The following is a 19,976-nucleotide window of genomic DNA, read 5'->3' as shown; positions in this document are numbered from 1 at the left end:
TAAATATCCGAATGTCGTCGTTGGCGGCGTGTGCGGGCGCCCAGGTGATGCAGCGGCAAAGTGTGCATTATCGGCAATTGGCGCGCAGTTTCAAAGCCGTATCGATACCGGTGAGGTTAAGCTCGGCGCTGACATATGCCACTAAGCAAGCGTTTGTGGGTCAATATCGATTGACCAGCGTACTTTGCGTGCCTCGCGATTGGCCTCTAACCACTGTACCAGCCAGTTGGCAGCAGCGTGTCGATGGCTGCGTTTATCTGCTGCCAGCATTATGTGGAGATGATAACGATTCTGGCGCCGTTCCATGGGTGCTGGCACTGGGCCTAAGCAGCGCACGGGTATGCAGGCCTCTGTTAACCATTGGCGAAGCGCCTGGGCGGCTTGCTGCGCTAAGGCAAGTACTTCGTCTTCTTTAGGGCTCTCTAATCTTAGCAGTGCCATGAAGCAAAAGGGGGGGAGCTTGGCGACGCGGCGCTCCTCTAACAGGCTTCGTGCCAATACGCTATAACCATGTTCGGCAAGCTGACCCAGGTGCGGGTCATCCGGGTGTAGTGTCTGTACCAGCACGCGCCCTGGGTGAGCGGCGCGTCCAGCACGCCCAGCGACTTGCTCTAGTAGCTGTGCACTGTGCTCAAGGGCTCGGAAATCAGCTGCGTAGAGGCCGCCATCGGCGTTAACCACTACGACCAGTGTAACATGGGGGAGGTGGTGGCCTTTTGCCAACATCTGGGTTCCCACTAACAGGCAGGGCTCGCCGCGCTGAATTTCTTTGAGTATTTGCTCAAAACTCTCTTTTTTACGCGTGCTATCGCGATCGATACGGTGAACGGTAACGTTAGGAAACAGGCCTTGTAGGGTCTCTTCGGTTCGCTCGGTGCCACTGCCTAGCGCGCGCAGGTCGCCGCTACCACACTTCGGGCATGCATCTGGCAGGGCGCGGCGGCTATCGCAGTGGTGGCAGGCAAGCAGGGGTGGCTGGCGGTGCAGCGTCATACGGGAGTCGCACTGGTGGCACTCGGCTATCCAGCCGCAGCTATGGCACGCCAGCGTTGGTGCAAAGCCGCGGCGATTAATAAAGACCAATACCTGTTTGCCCGCGTTAAGCGTGCTTTGGATGGCCTTGATTGCTCCAGGTAGCAGCCCGCCCTGGCGCCGCTGGTGACGTAGGTCGATCAGTTCAAGCTTGGCGGGGGGATGGCGGCTGGGGCGCTGGGTGAGTCGCAGGTGTCGATAAGTGCCAGAAAGTGCCTGCTGCAAGCTTTCAAATGAGGGTGTTGCGCTGCCCAGTAGCAGCGGAATGTTATGGTAATTTGCTCTGGCAACGGCGAGGTCGCGGGCATGGTAGCGCAGCCCATCGTGCTGTTTGTAGGAACCGTCGTGCTCTTCATCAACAATAATTGCCCCAGGGTTGGCAAGCGGTGTGAAAATTGCCGAACGGGTGCCGATGATGACTAAGGCGCGGCCATTGGCAGCGGCCTCCCACACATCCAGGCGCTCTGGGTCGGTAAGTCCAGAATGCAGTGCCACGACAGGGACACGAAAACGACTTCTAAAACGCGCTAGGGTTTGGGGCGTTAAGCCTATTTCGGGCACTAGTACTAAGGACTGTTTGCCCTTGGCGGCCAGTGCTTCGATTAGTTGTAAATAAATTTCGGTTTTGCCGCTGCCGGTCACCCCTTCCAGCAGGCAGGGGTGGTAGCTGTCGAGTTTCTCGTGCAGTACAGCAAGTGCTGCCGCCTGTTCGCGATTAAGCGGTAGTGAGGGAGAGGCCAGTAAGCTACCGCTGGAAGCTTTAGGGGCCGTTAAGATAATCTCTTCAGCGCGCACGAAGCCCTTTTTCTGCAGCGCTAACAGTTGATCGCGAGTGAATCCGTGGGCGCTGATCGCACGCCCTGCCAAGCCGTGAGGATGTTGGCGCAATAGTGCATATAGCTCGGCTTGCTTAGGAGCGCGCTGTAGGGAGGATTCATCGTGTGTCTCAAGAGGTAGCCATAGGGTTTGGGTTCGCCCTGCCATGCTGTGCCCTTGGCGCAGGCGCGCGGGCATGGCCAGTTGCATAGTGTCGCCCAGGCTATGCTGGTAGTAACGGGCGGTAAAGTGGCACAGCCACTGCCAATCGCTTGGTAGCGGCGCATCATCAAGTACGTCGCTGATAGCCCGCAGTTTGGAGCGGGGCAGTTCACTTCCGGTCGTCAGCGCCACGATGACGCCGACCACTTCCCTGCGGCCAAAGGGTACGCGTACCCTCAGCCCAGCCTGCCAGCCGCAGGGGGGGGCTGGGTGAGCAGGTAAATAGTCGAATAGACGGCGCAGCGGTGACGGTAGGGCCACTTTAAGCACCTGAAAAGATCCCTGGGGCAGCTCTTCAGTGAATGTCTGAGAAGAAGCAGAATCGGACAATTGGCCTCCGGCGTTAAGTTTGCTAGAATGCGCGGCCGCTTCGAATCTATAGGATTGAGCGGCTAACCGGTTAGCAGTTTTTTCACACCCGTATGCGGTGCCTGGCAACGGATCAGGTGGCGGCATACAGCTCATGAGGCTCAAGATGAAACAAGGTATCCACCCGAATTACAACACGGTCACCGCCAGCTGTTCTTGCGGTGCAACCTTCCAGGTTGGTTCTACCTCTGGTCAGGACTTCTCCCTGGACGTATGCTCCAACTGCCACCCGTTCTACACCGGTAAGCAGAAGCAAGCGACCACAGGTGGCCGTGTAGAGCGCTTCAACAAGCGTTTTGGCGCTGCAGTCAAGCGCGGTTAATCCTAACGGATTTTCCCTTCCGCGGGCACGCCATGTGCCTTGCGCAAAAAGCCCACACTTCGGTGTGGGCTTTTTGTTAGCTATAAGAAAATTGGTTGTAAGAGAAATAGCCTATGTGACGCACTAAATAGCGCAAGGTACTAAATCTAGTATTTGATCTAGTATTTGATCTAGTATTTTGCTGAATGTTGCGCTGCATCAATAAGTAAACCATTATAGCTGAAGTGTTGATGTATAAGTTGCAGCAAATGGATGCTAAAAGTATCGAACGTGAGTAAAAGTTCGCCAAAACGGCTGTTTTCTGGGTGGGTTGACTACGTGCTTGAGGCGCTTGGGTTTTTTCTATATTCTGAAGCGACTTAACTATTTTAGGCTGATTGGACCCTGACAATGACGGATGCAAATAAGCAAGCGGCTTTGGATTATCACGCTAAACCGATTCCCGGTAAGCTTTCTGTGGAGTTAACTAAGCCCACGGCTACCGCACGGGACTTGGCGCTGGCGTACAGCCCAGGCGTTGCTGAACCGGTGCGTGAAATCGCCCGCGAGGCGGAGAATGCGTACCGCTATACCGGCAAAGGAAATCTTGTGGCAGTGATTTCTGACGGTACCGCAATTTTAGGGTTAGGCAATCTTGGTCCGCTGGCGAGTAAGCCGGTAATGGAAGGTAAGGGCGTACTGTTTAAGTGTTTTGCTGGGATTAACTCTGTCGATATCGAAGTGGATGCTGAAAGCCCGCAGGCATTTATCGATACTGTGGCGCGTATTGCCGACACCTGGGGTGGCATCAACCTTGAAGATATCAAAGCCCCCGAGTGCTTTGTGATCGAAAAAGCGTTGATTGAGCGCTGTAACATTCCTGTTTTCCATGATGATCAGCACGGTACAGCAATTGTGACCGCTGCAGGTATGTTAAATGCCCTGGATATTGCGGGCAAAACCATCGAAAACGTTAAGATTGTTTGTATGGGTGCTGGCGCGGCGGCCATCGCCTGTATGCGACTGCTAGTCTCTTGTGGCGCCAAAAAAGAGAACTTAGTGATGCTTGATCGTCGTGGGGTTATCCACACCCACCGAGACGGTATTAATGAGTATAAAGCTGAATTTGCACGTGACACCGAGATGCGCACGCTAGACGATGCCATTGACGGTGCTGATGTATTTATCGGTTTATCTGGCCCTGGCCTGCTTTCTGCTGAGCAGGTAAAGAAAATGGCTGCGGATCCGGTAATTTTCGCCTGCACCAACCCCGACCCAGAAATTCATCCAGACATTGCTCGCGAGGCGCGCCCGGATGTGATTATGGCGACTGGCCGTTCTGATTACCCGAATCAGGTTAATAACGTACTGGGCTTCCCGTTTATTTTCCGTGGAGCGCTGGATGTGCGTGCCACGCGCATTAACGAGGCCATGAAGCTGGCCGCTGTTCATGCCTTGAAAGACTTAGCCCGTGAGCCTGTACCCCAGGCAGTGTTAGATGCTTACGAGCGTACTGAAATGAGTTTTGGCCGCGAGTACATTATCCCCACTCCGGTTGATATTCGTTTGCTGGATCGTATCTCTTCTGCGGTAGCACAAGCGGCAGTAGACTCTGGTGTGGCGCGCAAACCTTACCCGGCACACTACCCACTGAAAACCATTGACGACGTTTACGGCGACTGTTGATTGCACATAATGTCGTCAAACCTACGCCCGCTAATTAGCGGGCGTAGTTGTTTAAGAAATAGCTGTTTTTAGGACTAGCTACTTAGAGGCTAGTTACTTAAGAGACTTAGCTCTGTTGTTGTGGAAAGGGGGCTAAGTTCTATTGTTGTGAAGATTGTTGTGAAGAGGGGCGGTAGCGGATTAGTCCTTCTTGGGCGGTAGATGCCACTAGGCGGCCATCGCGCTGATAGATTTGCCCGCGTGCTAAGCCTCGTGCGCCGCCCGCCCAGGGGGAGTCAATGACATACAGCAACCAGTCATCCAGCCGGGTATCTTCATGCAGCCACAGAGCATGGTCTAGGCTTGCGATACGTAGTTTAGGGTCGGTGAGCTTGATGCCATGAGGAAGTAACCCCGTCGTCAGCAGATTAAAGTCGGATGCGTAGGAGAGTAGATGACGGTGTAGCGCCGGATCATCAGGTAGCGTGCCCCCTATACGAAACCACAGGCACTGGCCTGCGGGCAAGCTGTTATCGGGATTGTCTGGTAAGTGTAAGAACTCGATGGGGTGGCCGGGAAAGCGGGCATGTTTAACGTCGCCGCTTTCAATTAGTGCCTCGGGCGTTGGTACGTTTGGCATGCTGCGCTGATGGTTGAAGCTCTCTTCAGTGCTTTGGAATGAGGCGCTGCAGAAAAAAATAGGCCGACCTTTTTGAATCGCGGTTACACGTCGAGTGGTAAAGCTGCCGCCATCGCGAATAGTGTCTACTTGGTAAACTACCGGGCGGTGGGGGTCACCAGGGCGCAGAAAGTAGCCATGCTGGGAGTGGGGGCGGCGCTCGTTGGGTACGGTGCGGGCTGCAGCGGCGAGTGCTTGACCTAATACTTGGCCGCCATACAGCTGTGGAAAGCCCAAATCCTGGCTTTGACCGCGAAATAGGGTCTCTTCGAGCGTCTCCAGCTCTAATAAATTTACCAGCGTATTCAGCGCATCATTCATTCTAGTATCCTTGGTGCTGTCTATTTTTGCCGCCGATGACTGCAAGCGTACCTTAATGCGGCTGCCAAACTATTTAAAACGATCGTTTTGCTACCTTAGCGGAGTTTGTCTTGATACGCAGCGATGAATTTTACATGCACCGGGCACTTGACCAAGCACACTTGGCTTTTGAAGCTGGTGAGGTTCCGGTCGGCGCTGTTGTTGTGGATGCTCAGGGCACGATTGTGGGGGTGGGGCGCAACGCACCGGTAGCTAGCTGTGATCCTAGTGGCCACGCTGAAATTCGCGCCCTGCGCGAGGCCGGGCAACAGTTGGGTAACTATCGTTTAGAGGGGTGCACGCTCTTCGTAACGCTTGAGCCTTGCATGATGTGTGCCGGGGCCATGGTACATGCACGCTTAAGTCGCTTGGTATACGGCGCGGCAGAGCCACGTGCCGGTATGGTCGAATCAAAAGCCAATTTACTGGCCCAGCCGTGGTTTAACCATCAGGTAGCAGTGACCGGCGGCGTACTGGCATCCCCAGCGAAAAAACTGCTAAAGCGTTTTTTCATTGAGCGTCGGGCACCGTCTGGTGAGTAGGTGCTAGGCATTTCCATAGGTGGTGAGTGCGCTATATCGAGTCAGCCCCCTTTCTGAGCGCATAGCCGGGCTCGTGCTACGACATTGCGTCCTTGTGTCAATTCAGCGGTGGCACAAGCTCGAACAATAACAGCGGGTCATCGTTGACAGGCGTTTGCTCTAGTTGGAAAAACTGGAGTCGGCTTCGCTCAACGTACTCAAGCATCTCATAGTAACGGCGTATGTTACGCACATAGATGACTGGCTCACCACCACGAGCATAGCCATGGCGAGTTTGGCTGTGCCATTCGCGCTGCTGCAGTAGCGGTAGTGCGGCACGCACATCTTGCCAGCTATTTGGATCTCCACCACGGCTTTCTGTGATTCTGCGCGCATCGTAAAGATGCCCAAGTCCCACGTTATAGGCCGCCATGGCTAGGTATAGACGATCATCGCCGGTAATAGTGTCGGGCAGACGGTCTTTAAGGCTGCGCAAATAGCGTGCACCGCCGTCGATACTCTGCGCCGGGTCGGTGCGATCCGCTATGCCCATTTCGCTAGCGGTTGGGTGGGTTAGCATCATCAACCCTCTTACCCCTGTCGGCGATACGGCATGTGGGTCCCAGTGAGACTCTTGGTAGCCCACGGCGGCCAGTAATTTCCAATCGAAGCCCGTTTTACTGGCAGCCTGTTGAAATAATTCGGTAAACGCCGGTAGGCGCTCGTCAAGGTGCGCCAAGAAGGTACGTGTTCCTACATACTCTAGGTAATCGTCATGCCCAAAGTAGCGGTTGACTAGTCTCTCCAGTGAGCCGTTTTCCTGTAGCTCCAGCAGAAACTGATTGGCCGCTTCCAGCAATCCTAAACCTCGGCCGCTGGGCACCGCCCAGACGAGCGACAGCGGGTCGCCTAGCAAAAAGCCTCGTTCTACGCTCGGAAAAAATAGGCGGTTAAGGCGAAACTGATGATCAAAAATGATTGCTGCATCCAGCGTGCCATCTTCAACGCGGGCCAGCAGTTCGGCGACTTCAAGCTCCTGAGACTCTTTCCAGCTTAGGCGCGGGTAGTCGTGCTGTAGTGCGCGCAGTGCCTCGCTAGTGCCTGCTCCGCTGAGAGTGCCAAGCTCCAGGCCGACTAAATCCTTAGGTTCACGGATACCGTTTAAGCCGCGTCGATAGACGACGAGAGGCTGCATCTGAATAATTGGCCGTGTGTAGTGAATGCCTGGTGAATCCGGTAAGAGCGGCAGCATAGCGGCACCCAGGTCGCCTTGCTCGCGCACCGTAGGCAGAACGCTTTCTGGGTGATGGCTGGCGTTAAGGTTCAAGCTGACACCCAGATGGTCAGCAAACCGCTGCATCAGCTCATATTCGAAACCAGTGGGGCCTTGGCGGCCTTCATAGTAGGTGGTGGGCGCATTGCGGGTATGGACGGTAATAAAGTCTTTCGCGATGATTTGCTTTAAGTGCTCGCCAGGAGGCGTCCACGAAATTCGTGGCACAAGCACAAGCAAAAGCGTCGCGATTATTGCGAGATATACCCGGTAATGGGTAAGAAAATGTCGGCAAATCAATGTCGGCATGGTGTCTTATCGGTATGAAACAAGTGGCCACGATACCCAGCCTGGATGATGCTGTCACCTTGTGGATTTCGTGTGGCCGCCGCTTTCCAGTATCATAGTCTCTAATCCGTGCCATAAAAGAGGGCCGCACTGCGGCCTGGTGATTTCCTGCTCGAACTCTTCCTGCTTTAGAGGCTCCCAGATATGCTCGAACTGCGAGGCGCACCTGCCCTTTCTGCCTTCCGTCATGAACGGCTGTTAACGGTGTTGCGTGAACGTGTTCCGGAGGTGGAGGCACTGTCCGCCAATTACGTCCACTTCATTGATCACCACGACGAGCTTGATAACGCCGCTCTAGAGCGTTTGGCTCAACTGCTCGACTACGGTAGCCAAACAAGCCAAGCCACCCCAGACAATGCCCTGCGCTTTCTCGTTGTACCGCGCTTGGGCACTCAGTCGCCGTGGTCCTCTAAAGCAACCGATATTGCCCATAACTGTGGGCTACACCAGATCAGCCGTATTGAGCGTGGTGTCGACTACCGAGTAGGCCTGCGAGGTGAGCTCAGCACCGAGCAATTGGACACTATCAGCGCGCTGCTCCACGACCGTATGACTGAAAACGTGCTCGCGGATGTGGCCGATGCCGCCAAGTTGTTTGCCCACCATGCGCCTGCACCGTTGGGCAGCGTTGATATTCTAGAGGGTGGCCGCGAGGCGCTGGTAACCGCGAACCGCGAACTAGGCTTGGCGCTGGCGGACGATGAAATTGACTACTTGGTAGCTGCGTTTATTGAGCTTGGCCGCAACCCCAGTGATGTGGAGCTAATGATGTTCGCCCAAGCGAACTCAGAGCATTGCCGCCACAAAATTTTCAACGCGGACTGGGTTATCGACGGCGAGGCCCAGAGCCACTCACTGTTCAAGATGATCAAGAACACCTTTGCGACATCGCCGGATAACGTGCTGTCGGCTTACAGCGATAACGCAGCGGTAATTAAGGGTAGCCATGGGGGACGCTTCTTCCCCACGCCGCTAACCGGTGCTGAGGGTGAGCGAGCCAGCTATGATGCCCACCCAGAGCCGATTCATATTCTGATGAAGGTGGAAACCCACAATCACCCAACGGCGATTGCACCGTTTCCTGGGGCGGCGACCGGCTCCGGCGGTGAAATCCGCGATGAGGGCGCGACTGGTATTGGTGGCAAGCCTAAAGCGGGTCTTTCGGGCTTTACCGTTTCCAACTTGCGCATTCCTGAGTTCGTGCAGCCCTGGGAAGCCTTTGATTACGGTAAGCCTGAGCGCATGCAGTCGGCGCTGCAAATTATGCTGGATGGCCCGATTGGCGGTGCGGCGTTCAATAATGAGTTCGGTCGCCCCAACCTGACAGGCTACTTCCGCACTTACGAGCAGGATGCGCTGAGCGACGGCGGTATTGCACGTCGTGGTTTCCATAAGCCGATTATGCTTGCCGGTGGTTATGGCAATATCCGTGCTCATCATGTCCAGAAAGGTGAAATACCCGTTGGCGGTAAGCTAATTGTCATGGGTGGCCCTGCGATGCTGATTGGCCTGGGCGGCGGTGCAGCCTCAAGCATGGCGTCTGGTGAGTCTAGCGCGGACCTGGATTTTGCTTCAGTGCAGCGGGAAAATCCTGAGATCGAACGACGTGCCCAAGAAGTGATCGATCGCTGTTGGGCGCTGGGCGATAAAAACCCGATTCGCTTTATTCATGATGTTGGTGCTGGTGGGCTTTCCAACGCGCTGCCGGAGCTGGTGAAAGATGGCAATCGTGGTGGTCTGTTTAACCTGCGTGCAGTACCCAATGCCGAACCGGGCATGAGCCCGCTGGAAATTTGGTGTAACGAAGCCCAGGAACGCTACGTGCTGGCTGTTGCTCCACAAGATCTTGATACCTTCGACGCGTTGTGTAAGCGAGAACGCTGCCCCTATGCGGTCGTGGGCGAAGCGATGGAACACCACCATCTGGAAGTGCGCGACGGCCATTTCGACACCAAGCCGGTGGACCTGCCAATGAGCGTGCTGTTTGGCAAACCGCCCAAAATGACCCGTTCGTTTGCGCGCCAAACGCCAGAGCTTTCCGGCATCATGCTCGACAACCTCGATCTGCGTGAAGCTATGGACCGTGTACTTCGTCTGCCCACTGTAGCGTCGAAAAGCTTCTTGATCACCATTGGCGACCGCTCGATTACGGGTCAAGTGGCGCGGGATCAAATGGTGGGGCCCTGGCAGGTGCCTGTGGCTGATGTAGCCGTCACTACCGCCAGTTTTGATACTCATGCTGGCGAAGCCATGGCCATGGGCGAGCGTCCGCCGGTGGCACTGATTAATCCCGCAGCTAGCGCCCGTTTGGCGGTGGCAGAAGCGATTACCAACCTAGCCGCAGCACCGATAGCCAAGCTTTCGGATATTAAACTCTCCGCCAACTGGATGAGCGCTGCTGACTACCCTGGTGAGAACCAAGCGCTTTATGATGCGGTTCACGCCGTAGGTATGGAGCTGTGCCCCGCGCTTGGCATTGCGATTCCAGTGGGTAAGGATTCAATGTCCATGCGCACTGCCTGGCAGGAAGGTGATGATACTGACGAAAAAAGCATCACTTCGCCGCTATCACTGGTAGTCACCGGCTTTGCGCCCGTGACCGATGCTTTGGCTACGCTGACGCCGCAAATCAATTTGGAACAAGACGAGTCTGATTTGATCCTCATCGACTTGGGGAACGGACAGAACCGCTTAGGCGGCTCGGCGCTGGCCCAGGTATATGGTCAGGTGGGAGACGACTGCCCCGATGTGGACGACCCCGAAGACCTGAGAGCGTTTTTCGAAGTGATTCAGGGCCTAAATCGCGACGGTAAGCTATTGGCCTACCATGACCGCAGCGATGGTGGTCTGCTGGTTACATTGCTGGAAATGGCCTTTGCGAGCCATGCCGGACTAGAGATCAAGCTGGACTGGCTGATTGATGAGCCGGTGGAAGCCTTCAATGCGCTGTTCTCGGAAGAGTTGGGCGCAGTGATTCAGGTTAACCGCGAGCACACCGAAGAAGTGTTGGCCCAGTTTGCCATAGCGGGTATCGAGACCTGCGGTGTGATTGCCCGTCCGCGCTATGATGACCAAGTGCGTGTGACGCTATTTGAAGAGCCGTTGCTGGAAACCACCCGCCAACTGACCCAGCGCACCTGGGCCGAAACCAGTTACCGCATGCAGGCGCTACGTGATAATCCTGAATGCGCCAAAAACGAATTCGATAACCTGCTCGATGTCCGCGATCCTGGCCTAAGTGCTGCGCCGACCTTTGATATTAACGAGGATATCAGCGCACCGTTTATCAACACGGCGAAACCTGCTGTAGCGGTACTCCGCGAACAGGGGGTCAACGGCCAAGTAGAGATGGCTTGGGCGTTCCATAAAGCGGGCTTTGACTCCGTGGATGTGCATATGAGCGACATCCTGGAAGGGCGTGTGTCTCTGGATGAGTTCAAGGGGCTGGTAGCCTGTGGTGGTTTCTCCTACGGGGATGTGCTCGGCGCAGGTGGTGGCTGGGCGAAGTCGGTGCTGTTCAATGAGCGTGCCCGCGAGCAGTTTGCTAGCTTTTTCACCCGCGACGATAGTTTTTCGCTGGGCGTGTGCAACGGTTGTCAGATGCTCTCGCAACTGAAGTCGCTGATTCCAGGTGCCGAAAACTGGCCCGCCTTTGTGCGCAATGAATCCGAGCAGTTCGAGGCGCGCGTGGCCATGGTGCGGGTAGAAAAGAGTCCCTCGATTCTGCTAGCGGGTATGGAAGGCTCTAAGCTGCCAATTGCTGTGGCCCACGGCGAGGGTCGCGCTGAGTTCCGTGATACGGCACACCTGCGTAGCATGCAGTCCAATAGCCAGATTGCGCTGCGTTACATCGATAACTACGGCCAAGTCACTACGCGCTATCCGGCTAACCCCAACGGTTCTCCGTCTGGGATTACCGGCCTCACTACGCCAGATGGCCGCGTCACTATCATGATGCCCCACCCTGAACGAGTGACCCGTGCAGTCACTAACTCCTGGCGTCCGGCAGAGTGGACTGAAGATGGCGCCTGGTTGCGCCTATTCCGCAATGCCCGCGTGTGGCTGGGCTGAGTTCCACCCTAGCTTATGAAAAAGCGGCCTACGGGCCGCTTTTTCCTGTGGTGGATAATTGATCCTTGTGAAGGGGAGAGCGAGATTAAACGTTTGTTTGAAAAACTATCGTTCTCGCGCCACACTCAGCTCACAAGCGCAGTTATCGCCAATCGGTGGCGAGCCAAAGGAACCTTCTGGGAGCTCGAATGAATCAAACCTTCAATGAACGTGTGACTCTGACCTTCACTGACCATGTGGCTGAGGTTATGCTGTCGAGACCTGATCATCACAATGGCCTGGACTGGGCCATGATCGACGGCCTGCTCGCGGCCCAGCAGTGTCTAACCCAGCTCGATGGGCTGCGTGCTGTGGTCTTGAGCGGCGAGGGTGATAGCTTTTGCGCTGGGCTCGACATGGCGTCGATCATGGGCGAGGCGGCTCGGTTGCCCACCTTACTGGCACACGACGCCGCGGGTATCAATCCGGTTCAGCGCCTAGCCTTAGGCTGGCGCGAGGCTGGCGTTCCCGTGGTGGTTGCTCTGCACGGTCATGTCTACGGCGGTGGCCTGCAGATAGCTCTGGGTGCCGATATACGTATTCTTCACCCGTCCGCACGTCTGGCGCTGTTGGAGATCGACTGGGGCATCATCCCCGATATGGCAATTAGCGTGACCGGGGTGGGGCTACGTCAGGATGTTCTCTATGAACTGGCGATAAGTGGACGTAAGGTATCAGGAGAAGAGGCTTACCAACTGGGTCTGGGCAGCCGCCTGAGCGATACGCCCCGAGAAACCGCCCAGGCAACCGCTGCGCTCATTGCCTCACGTTCACCTAGGGCTGTCGCTGCGGCTCGTGAGTTATTCGCTCGAGGGCCGGGTCTGGCCCAGCGCGAGCGGTTGGCCCTCGAGGCGCATTTGCAACAGCAGCTGTTGGCTGGCGTCGAGCACCGTGAGGCGGTAAGCGCACGAATGGAGCGTCGTACCCCGTGTTTCGACTGACATGCCTCGATTAAGTCCTTCCGCCGGTGCTGACTCGCCACCATGTTTACGCCCCTACCAAACCGAGGCAGTGAAACGGGTGGTGAGCCACTTTCGCACCACCAGCGCCCCAGCCGTTGTGGTGCTGCCCACTGGCAGTGGTAAGTCGCTGGTGATTGCCGAGCTGGCTAGGCTCGCGCGTGGCCGTGTACTAGTACTGGCGCATGTACGTGAACTTGTGGAACAGAATCACGCCAAATACCAAGCCTACGGATTGGAGGCCGATATTTTTAGTGCCGGGCTAAAGCGCAAAGAGGCTAACCGCCAAGTGGTGTTTGGCTCGGTACAGTCGGTGGTACGTAACCTTGAGCACTTTAATGATGCCAACTTTACGCTGCTTGTGATCGATGAGTGCCACCGGGTCTCGCTAGAGAAAGAGGCAAGCTATCGTCAGGTGATTGATCATCTACAGCATCAAAACCCTCACTTGAAAATTCTTGGTCTAACGGCCACTCCTTTCCGTTTGGGGCAGGGGTTTATCTATCATCGCCACCACCATGGCATGGTGCGCGGAGCAGATGACTGCTTCTTTGCTGACTGCGTATTTGAGCAGCCGCTTAGGCTGATGGTAAAGCAAGGGTTTTTGGCTAAGCCTAACCGCTTGGATATGGCTATTGAGGGCTATGATTTTTCTGCTCTTATACCTGCATCAAGCGGGCTTTTTCGCGAAGAGGAGCTAAACCGCGTAGTCGCAGGCAGTCGCGCCACTCCAGGTATTATTCAGCAAGTGATTGAGTATGCTGCCAACCGCCAAGGGGTCATGATTTTTGCTGCCACCGTGGCCCACGCTGAAGAGATTGTAAGCTATCTGCCCGCTGATGAGGCGGCGCTGATCACTGGTGCCACCACATCCCAAGAGCGCACAGCACTTATCGATGCGTTTAAAGCGCGCCACCTGAAATACTTAGTGAATGTTGCGGTACTGACCACTGGGTTTGATGCCCCTCATGTGGACTTGATCGCCATTCTTCGACCTACAGAATCGGTAAGCCTCTACCAGCAGATGGTTGGCCGTGGGCTACGCCTATCGCCGGGTAAAACAGATTGTCTGATACTCGACTACGCAGGCAACCCCTGGGACCTCTATGCGCCGGAAGTGGGCGAGCCAAAGCCTGATAGCGACAGTGAACCGGTGCAGGTAGAGTGCCCAGCCTGCGGTCACGCCAACCTGTTTTGGGGTAAGCGTGATGGCGAGCTGGTGATTGAACATTTTGGTCGCCGTTGCCAGGGATTGGTCGAACAGCCCAGTCCGCCTGCCAGGGGAGGCAAGGGCGGGCAGAGGGCTGCATCAGGCACCTATAAAAAACAGTGTGACTTTCGTTTTCGTTTTAAGGTCTGCGATAGCTGTGGCGCTGAAAATGATATTGCTGCCCGGCGCTGCCATGGCTGTCAGCAGTTATTGGTGGATGCCGACGATAAGCTGAAAGACGCACTGAAGTTAAAAGACGCCAAAGTGCTTCGCGTCAGCGGTATGCAGTTGGATGCCACTACCAATGGGAGAGGGCTGCCGCGCTTAAAAGTGACGTACCACGATGAAGATGGCGCGAGCCTTGCCGAGTGGTTTGCACTGGAAACACCCGCCCAGCGCCGCGCATTTTACGCTGCTTTTTTGCGCGACCACCTGCGGGCACCGGGTGCTAAGTGGCAGCCGATGTCACCCAGTGAGGTGGTGGATGAACAGCGACGTTTACGCCACCCAGACTTTGTGGTGGGTCGTAAAGTCGGGCGGCACTGGCAGCTTCGCGATAAGCTGTTTGACTATCAAGGGCGTTACCGCAAAGCCGCTGAGGCCGGCTAGGTGCCGCGGCGGCTTGCACGCTGTTACACTGCAGGGATATTTAACTTATTAAAGGAAACCGACCCGCGTGAGCGAGACGTCAAGCTCCCCCGTTGATCAGGACGCCGTTGAGTTTACTGCCGAGCCGGTAGTGGAGGCGCTTGGGCGCCTGTTTGATGAGCCGATTATGGAGCTGCCGGAAGACCTCTATATCCCTCCGGAGGCGCTACGGGTGTTTTTAGAGGCATTTGAAGGGCCGCTTGATCTGCTGCTCTACCTGATACGCCGGCAGAATCTGGATATTTTGACGATCAACGTAGCGACCATCACCCATCAGTACATCGAGTACGTGGAGTTGATGAAAGCGATGGAGATCGAGTTGGCTGGCGAGTACCTGTTAATGGCAGCCATGTTGGCGGAGATCAAGTCTCGCACGCTGCTACCCCGGCCGCCGAAGGCGGAAGGTGAGGAAGGCGAAGACCCAAGGGCCGAGTTGATTCGCCGCTTGCAGGAGTATGAACGCCTTAAAGAAGCCGCCGAAGCATTGGACACGCTACCCCGAGTTGGGCGTGACTGGTTTAGCGTACAGGCTGGGCTGCCCCCGTTGGAAACCCGGGTTATACACCCGGATGTGGAGCTTGATGAACTGTTAGGAGCGCTTTCCGATATTCTGAAGCGCGCTGAACTGACTCAGTCCCACCAAATCAGCCGCGAGGTGCTCTCTACACGTGAACGCATGCTGAAAATCATGGAGCAGTTAACCCTCGATAGTGCCCAGCAGCGTTATACCCCTTTTGAAGCGTTGTTTACCTTAGAGGAGGGGCGCGCTGGTGTAGTGGTAACCTTTATGGCCATTTTAGAGTTAGCTAAAGAAGCCATGATCGAAATTGTTCAAAATGCGCCGCTATCGCCCATTCACGTGCGTGCGCGCCCAGCATCACTTGCTGATGAAGCATTTGAGGATGAAGGCGCATTCGAGCCGCTCGATACAGAAGGAGATGCTTTTGAATCTGTTGCTGAAGAGCCCGTGTTTGAACCTGGCGAGGAGTCGCGGTGAGAGACACCACGTTAGATGATATTGTTGAAGCGGCACTGCTAGCGGCGGGGGAGCCACTAGACATTGAGCGTCTTGAAACACTGTTTTTGGCCGATGAGTGCCCGCCGAGGAAAGCTCTGAGGGATGCTTTGTCGCGCCTATCTCTGCGTCACGAAGCGGGCGCGCTAGAGCTCGTTGAAACTGCATCTGGGTTTCAGCTACGTATTCGGCCACGGTTAGCGCACTGGGTGTCGCGCCTTTGGGATGAGCGCCCCCAGCGCTATTCCCGAGCGTTGCTAGAAACGCTGGCACTGATTGCCTATCGTCAGCCGGTTACCCGGGGGGATATTGAAGACGTTCGCGGGGTGAGCGTCAGCAGCTCGATTATTCGCACCCTAATGGAGCGCGGCTGGATCCGAGTCGTGGGGCACCGTGACGTACCAGGGAGGCCTGCAGTTTACGCCACCACCCGCAGCTTTTTGGATGATTTCGGCCTGAAAACCTTAGATGCGCTGCCGCCCATGCATGCGCTGGTCAATGCTGTCGATAGCAATGACGCCAATGAGCAAAAAGATAATGAACAAAAAGATAGCAGCAGTGATCAAGAAGAGGTGCAACCAGCACTGGACGAAACGCCAGAAACCGTGCAGGATGCGCCACCCCAGAGAGAACAGATAACCGCGGCTGAGATAGCCGATAAGCACGCCGAGACGGCGTTAAACCCGCCGCTGAGCTTTGCCGATTTAGAGGCACGTTTAGCGGCACGTGCGCAGCGTAGCGATGACGCGCGTACGCAGACCAACGATGTGAGGTCAAACGACCATGAGTCAGAGTAACAACACTACGCCTGTCACCAGTGAAAAACTGCAAAAAGTGCTCGCCCGTGCAGGGTTTGGCTCGCGCCGTGAAATGGAAACTGCTATTTCTGAAGGCCGGGTAAAGGTGAATAGCCAGGTGGCTAAGCTAGGCGACCGGGTAGAAGCCCGGGATAAAGTCAGCTTTGATGATCGTCCGGTAACACTGCGTTCTGAAGAGGAAGCACCACGCCGTGTGATTATGTACAACAAACCGGAAGGTGAGTTGTGTACGCGTAAGGACCCAGAAGGTCGTCGTACCGTATTTGAGCGTCTGCCGCGTTTGAAAGGCGAACGCTGGATTGCAGTTGGGCGACTGGATATTAATACCAGCGGCCTATTACTGTTTACCACTGATGGTGAGCTGGCCAACCGTTTAATGCATCCATCCACTCAGGTCGAGCGTGAATACGCAGTACGAGTGATGGGCGAAGTGAAGCGCGAGCACATTGTGGCCATGGTAGATGGCGTGATGCTGGAAGATGGCCCAGCGCGTTTTACCGATGTGCAGGAGTTTGGTGGTGAAGGCATTAATACTTGGTTCCACGTGGTGATTTTAGAAGGCCGCAACCGGGAAGTACGCCGCCTGTGGGAATCCCAAGGGTTGACGGTTAGTCGTCTAAAACGCGTGCGCTACGGTAATATTTTCCTTGATAAGCGCGCTAAAGCGGGGGAATGGGTTGAACTTTCCCAGGATGAGGTTGATGACTTATCTACGCTGGCAAATTTGGAAACCCGTAAAGTGCCAGTGCTGACACCGGATGAGAAAAACCGCTGGAGCCGCGATAAGCACAAACGCCGCCCGGTTCAGGCCATGCGCAAGCCTAAAAGTAATCGGAACTAAGCTACTTACTCATACCTCCCTTGGCGCTTAACTAGCGCCCCAGCACACCACATCAGGGTCCTGAAACTAAAGCGTTTCCAGGGCCCTGATTCGTTTCTCATGCAATGGCATCCAGCTTTGCTATGAGCACATAGTGTGAAAGCTCCCTCCTTTTGATAGCTATTGCTGTATCACGTCGTGATATTTTCATTACTGCCACGCCATCGTATCTGACGAGCCACTGCTTAGCTAAATTGGCACTCCGGCAGCAGGCACACTGTTCCTCCCTTTGTCCACGTCTCTTTCCCTGACGCTTTTCCTTACCTTATTTCTTTACCCATTTCCTGTCCCTCGATATTACGTGCCACAACGCGTTCAATGGGCGAGGTAGATGCTTGCCGTGCCCTATATTTGGTTGCTTTGGTGTGCCTGATTAAGATGGGTTACTGAATCGATCCATCTTGTAATGGTAATGAAGCACTCATTGCTTAAGTCATTAATTTATTAAGTTATTTACTTTTCTTAATCGTGATAACGAGGCTGTTCAAATACCTGTTTAAATAATTATTAATAGAAGCTGTACAAGATTTTCACTTCACTTTCTTCGTTAGACACCTCTAATTTTATTTTTCATTTGCAATAACCCATTGGTTGTAAAAGTTTTGTCTATTTATTTTTCTCTTTTAAAGTGGCTGATTCTTATTGCCTGCCTTTTTTCTCTCTCTTTATGATGGGTTGAATATTTATTAATTACAATAACTTAGTTTGTTTTTTGCTTTCTGGTTGGTGTTCGTGTTGCTTGTTATTTAGCATGCTAATTATTTACTGAGTTGTTTTTGCATTGATGAACACACTTTTCAAGTAAGTCATTGATTTTTTTATTATAACAGTAAAGTTTTATTAAGCTTATGCAGGTTTATTCCTTTAGTTAATATTTGGGTTTGTTTTCTATAAATAAGATTGTTCGTCTTATCAACAGCTTACACTTGTCTTTAGGGTTTTTGTTGCGGTTGGTTTTTAAATGGTCTAATTTAAATGTGTGCTGTGAAGAAATGTATCAGGATCGTAGGTGGTTGATTTTACTGGAGTTAAAAAAGACAAATCTACAATAATAAATTTTCCTCACAGTTATCCAAAGTAAAAGTGCGCCAATTTAAAGCATTGGTCGCACTTTGGCGCTTCGTAAGCCACTCTACTTGTAAGGGGCAAGCTATGGAGAAATATACTAAATCAAGAGCTGTGCTATTGGCTGCCGGGGTTCTATTAGCGGCAGCAGGTAGTATCGCCAGCTCTGCTCACGCTCAGGGATTCACTGATGTTACGGCATCTCCCACTGGGTTAAATGAACGGTTTCTAAGAAACGGTACTTTTATACCTATCAATAACTTGCAGAGGGTAAGCGAAGGTTCTGGAAGATTAACTCAACAAGATGTAACAAGCCTTCTTGGCTCTCCAAATGACCCATCAAGTACAGAGCGAGGGAATAATTGGCTATATAACGTTAATTTACCTTTGCAGGGTGAGGACTATCTTGTTTGCCAATACCGAGTTTCATTTTCGCAACAAGTAGTTATGTCTTCCGATTGGAGAAGGCCACAGTGTAGTCGCTTGTTCGCAGAGCTATCTCAACCTCAGGCATTAAGCTTTTCAGCTGACCTTCTATTTGGATTTGATAGCTACGCTATTTCTTCGCAAGGTCGACGGGAGCTTCAGCAAGCTACGCAAGAAGCTACAGCTAGACTCAGAACCCCTTCAATCCTGGTAACTGGCCACACTGACCGAATCGGTTCGGCCGAATACAACATGCGGCTTTCCCAGCAGCGTGCACAAGCGGTAGCTGATGCTTTGGTACAGGGCGGAGTCAGTCCTCAGCATATCAACTACGTAGGCCGTGGAGAGAATGAGCCGCTGGTGAGTTGCCAGAACATTTCTGGCGCTGCATTGAAAGAGTGCCTAGCCCCCAACCGCCGTGTCGAAATCCTGCTGCAAGAAAGCATTTGAAGCCTGAGTGGTAGATCGCTTTCGAAAGCTCACTAAGTGTTTTGACAATCAGTAGAAGGAGATGCCTAACAAATCAATAACTAAGGTTTTGGCGTTGAGAATTGTCTTCAGCCTTGGGAAACATCACAGCAGGAGCGCGCCAGTGTTCTACAGAATGCTGGGGGAGCATCAGGAAGGGTGTGTTCGTCAAGGGATACAAACTGAAAGTGACAAGAAAACAGGTGGAGCATGAACAATGCACTCATAGTCGTTACCCCCAAAGCGGGTGGCGATGTGGTCGAAGTACCACGAGGAAGTGCTGTTAATCTTCAGGCGCCCAGTGCAGTAAAAATCTCTGTAGGGCCTGAAGAAGTAGCAGCGTTTGATCGGTCGGGAATGGATCTGATTATCACCCTTAACTCGGGGGAACAGATTGTCATTACCGGCTTTTTTAATGTCTCGGAAGGGGAGCGCAGTGAGCTGCTGCTCGAAGATTCCGACGGAGTCATTTGGTGGGGACAGTACGAGTCACCCTGGTCAGGATTTGCATTTGCTGAAATCCAAGAAGCGGGCGAGGCGGCTTGGGGTGGTGTTGTCCCACCGTGGGTAGTCGCCTTAGCAATGATTGGCGTAGGGGCCGCTTTGATCGCTTCGTCGTCGTCTTCCTCATCCTCATCCTCATCCCCTCCTCCAGATAGTGATGCAGACGCAGATTCGGACGCGGATGCCGATGCGGATACGGATGCTGACGCCGACGACGACGACGATACCGACGACGACGACGATACCGACGACGACGACGATACCGACGACGACGACGATACGGACGA

At 54.0% G+C, this 19,976-nt stretch carries 14 protein-coding genes; 11 read left to right on the top strand and 3 right to left on the bottom strand.

The genetic code is table 11. The features are described 5' to 3' along the window. Positions 1-141: 141 nt before the first annotated feature. Positions 142-2,526 (bottom strand): primosomal protein N', encoded by a 2,385-nt coding sequence (locus CPA45_RS13470; protein ID WP_096652259.1) that lies wholly within the window; start codon positions 2,524-2,526, stop codon positions 142-144. Between the two features lie 19 nt (positions 2,527-2,545). Between CPA45_RS13470 and rpmE the strand changes: the two genes are divergently transcribed. Both rpmE and CPA45_RS13460 read left to right on the top strand, forming a co-directional pair. Then, a complete protein-coding gene (gene rpmE / locus CPA45_RS13465; protein ID WP_096652256.1) occupies positions 2,546-2,761 on the top strand; it encodes a 50S ribosomal protein L31 in 216 nt (71 codons plus the stop codon). Positions 2,762-3,151: 390 nt separating this feature from the next. Beyond that, on the top strand, positions 3,152-4,426 hold the full coding sequence (locus tag CPA45_RS13460; RefSeq protein WP_096652254.1) for a malic enzyme-like NAD(P)-binding protein: 1,275 nt from the start codon (positions 3,152-3,154) through the stop codon (positions 4,424-4,426). Positions 4,427-4,565: 139 nt separating this feature from the next. On the opposite strand, the gene CPA45_RS13455 is transcribed toward CPA45_RS13460, so the two are convergent. Beyond that, complete coding sequence (locus tag CPA45_RS13455; protein WP_096652251.1) at positions 4,566-5,405, bottom strand: acyl-CoA thioesterase; 840 nt, start codon at positions 5,403-5,405, stop codon at positions 4,566-4,568. 113 nt (positions 5,406-5,518) lie between these two features. On the opposite strand from CPA45_RS13455, the gene tadA reads away from it, so the two are divergent. Next, positions 5,519-5,986, top strand: a complete 468-nt coding sequence (tadA, locus tag CPA45_RS13450; protein WP_208858513.1) for a tRNA adenosine(34) deaminase TadA — start codon at positions 5,519-5,521, stop codon at positions 5,984-5,986. A gap of 97 nt (positions 5,987-6,083) precedes the next feature. Here tadA and mltF read toward each other — a convergent pair whose 3' ends face one another. Continuing rightward, the gene (gene mltF / locus CPA45_RS13445) at positions 6,084-7,547 is read right to left on the bottom strand and encodes a membrane-bound lytic murein transglycosylase MltF (RefSeq protein ID WP_096652245.1); all 1,464 of its coding nucleotides are present in this window, start codon (positions 7,545-7,547) and stop codon (positions 6,084-6,086) included. 183 nt (positions 7,548-7,730) lie between these two features. On the opposite strand from mltF, the gene purL reads away from it, so the two are divergent. The 8 genes from purL to CPA45_RS22715 form a co-directional block, all read left to right on the top strand. Further along, a complete protein-coding gene (gene purL, locus CPA45_RS13440; RefSeq protein ID WP_096652241.1) occupies positions 7,731-11,657 on the top strand; it encodes a phosphoribosylformylglycinamidine synthase in 3,927 nt (1,308 codons plus the stop codon). Positions 11,658-11,845: 188 nt separating this feature from the next. After that, complete coding sequence (locus CPA45_RS13435; protein ID WP_096652238.1) at positions 11,846-12,637, top strand: crotonase/enoyl-CoA hydratase family protein; 792 nt, start codon at positions 11,846-11,848, stop codon at positions 12,635-12,637. Position 12,638: 1 nt separating this feature from the next. Further along, positions 12,639-14,474, top strand: coding sequence for a DNA repair helicase RadD (gene radD, locus CPA45_RS13430; RefSeq protein WP_096652235.1), 1,836 nt, complete (start codon positions 12,639-12,641; stop codon positions 14,472-14,474). Positions 14,475-14,541: 67 nt separating this feature from the next. Beyond that, positions 14,542-15,510, top strand: a complete 969-nt coding sequence (locus CPA45_RS13425) for a segregation and condensation protein A (RefSeq protein WP_096652232.1) — start codon at positions 14,542-14,544, stop codon at positions 15,508-15,510. Next, entirely contained in the window at positions 15,507-16,325 is an 819-nt protein-coding gene (gene scpB, locus CPA45_RS13420) for an SMC-Scp complex subunit ScpB (RefSeq protein ID WP_096652229.1), read from the top strand. The genes CPA45_RS13425 and scpB overlap by 4 nt, the downstream gene beginning before the upstream one ends. After that, entirely contained in the window at positions 16,312-17,187 is an 876-nt protein-coding gene (rluB, locus tag CPA45_RS13415) for a 23S rRNA pseudouridine(2605) synthase RluB (RefSeq protein WP_096652226.1), read from the top strand. Before scpB ends, rluB begins: the two co-directional genes overlap by 14 nt. A gap of 1,191 nt (positions 17,188-18,378) precedes the next feature. After that, the gene (locus tag CPA45_RS13410) at positions 18,379-19,167 is read left to right on the top strand and encodes an OmpA family protein (RefSeq protein WP_096652223.1); all 789 of its coding nucleotides are present in this window, start codon (positions 18,379-18,381) and stop codon (positions 19,165-19,167) included. A 228-nt stretch (positions 19,168-19,395) separates the two neighbouring features. Continuing rightward, a partial coding sequence (locus CPA45_RS22715; protein WP_133066787.1) for a BapA/Bap/LapF family prefix-like domain-containing protein occupies positions 19,396-19,976 on the top strand: 581 nt, incomplete at its 3' end.

Origin of the sequence: Vreelandella nigrificans (genome assembly GCF_002374315.1) — a bacterium.
GTDB lineage: Bacteria > Pseudomonadota > Gammaproteobacteria > Pseudomonadales > Halomonadaceae > Vreelandella > Vreelandella nigrificans.
This window is presented reverse-complemented; position numbering and strand designations above follow the sequence as displayed.

Excerpts from the sequence above, each read along its gene's own strand:
- CPA45_RS13470 (WP_096652259.1), bottom strand. The coding sequence starts at position 2,526 with ATGCCGCCACCTGATCCGTTGCCAGGCACCGCATACGGGTGTGAAAAA.
- rpmE (WP_096652256.1), top strand. The coding sequence starts at position 2,546 with ATGAAACAAGGTATCCACCCGAATTACAACACGGTCACCGCCAGCTGT.
- CPA45_RS13460 (WP_096652254.1), top strand. The coding sequence starts at position 3,152 with ATGACGGATGCAAATAAGCAAGCGGCTTTGGATTATCACGCTAAACCG.
- CPA45_RS13455 (WP_096652251.1), bottom strand. The coding sequence starts at position 5,405 with ATGAATGATGCGCTGAATACGCTGGTAAATTTATTAGAGCTGGAGACG.
- mltF (WP_096652245.1), bottom strand. The coding sequence starts at position 7,547 with ATGCCGACATTGATTTGCCGACATTTTCTTACCCATTACCGGGTATAT.
- purL (WP_096652241.1), top strand. The coding sequence starts at position 7,731 with ATGCTCGAACTGCGAGGCGCACCTGCCCTTTCTGCCTTCCGTCATGAA.
- CPA45_RS13435 (WP_096652238.1), top strand. The coding sequence starts at position 11,846 with ATGAATCAAACCTTCAATGAACGTGTGACTCTGACCTTCACTGACCAT.
- radD (WP_096652235.1), top strand. The coding sequence starts at position 12,639 with ATGCCTCGATTAAGTCCTTCCGCCGGTGCTGACTCGCCACCATGTTTA.
- rluB (WP_096652226.1), top strand. The coding sequence starts at position 16,312 with ATGAGTCAGAGTAACAACACTACGCCTGTCACCAGTGAAAAACTGCAA.
- CPA45_RS13410 (WP_096652223.1), top strand. The coding sequence starts at position 18,379 with ATGGAGAAATATACTAAATCAAGAGCTGTGCTATTGGCTGCCGGGGTT.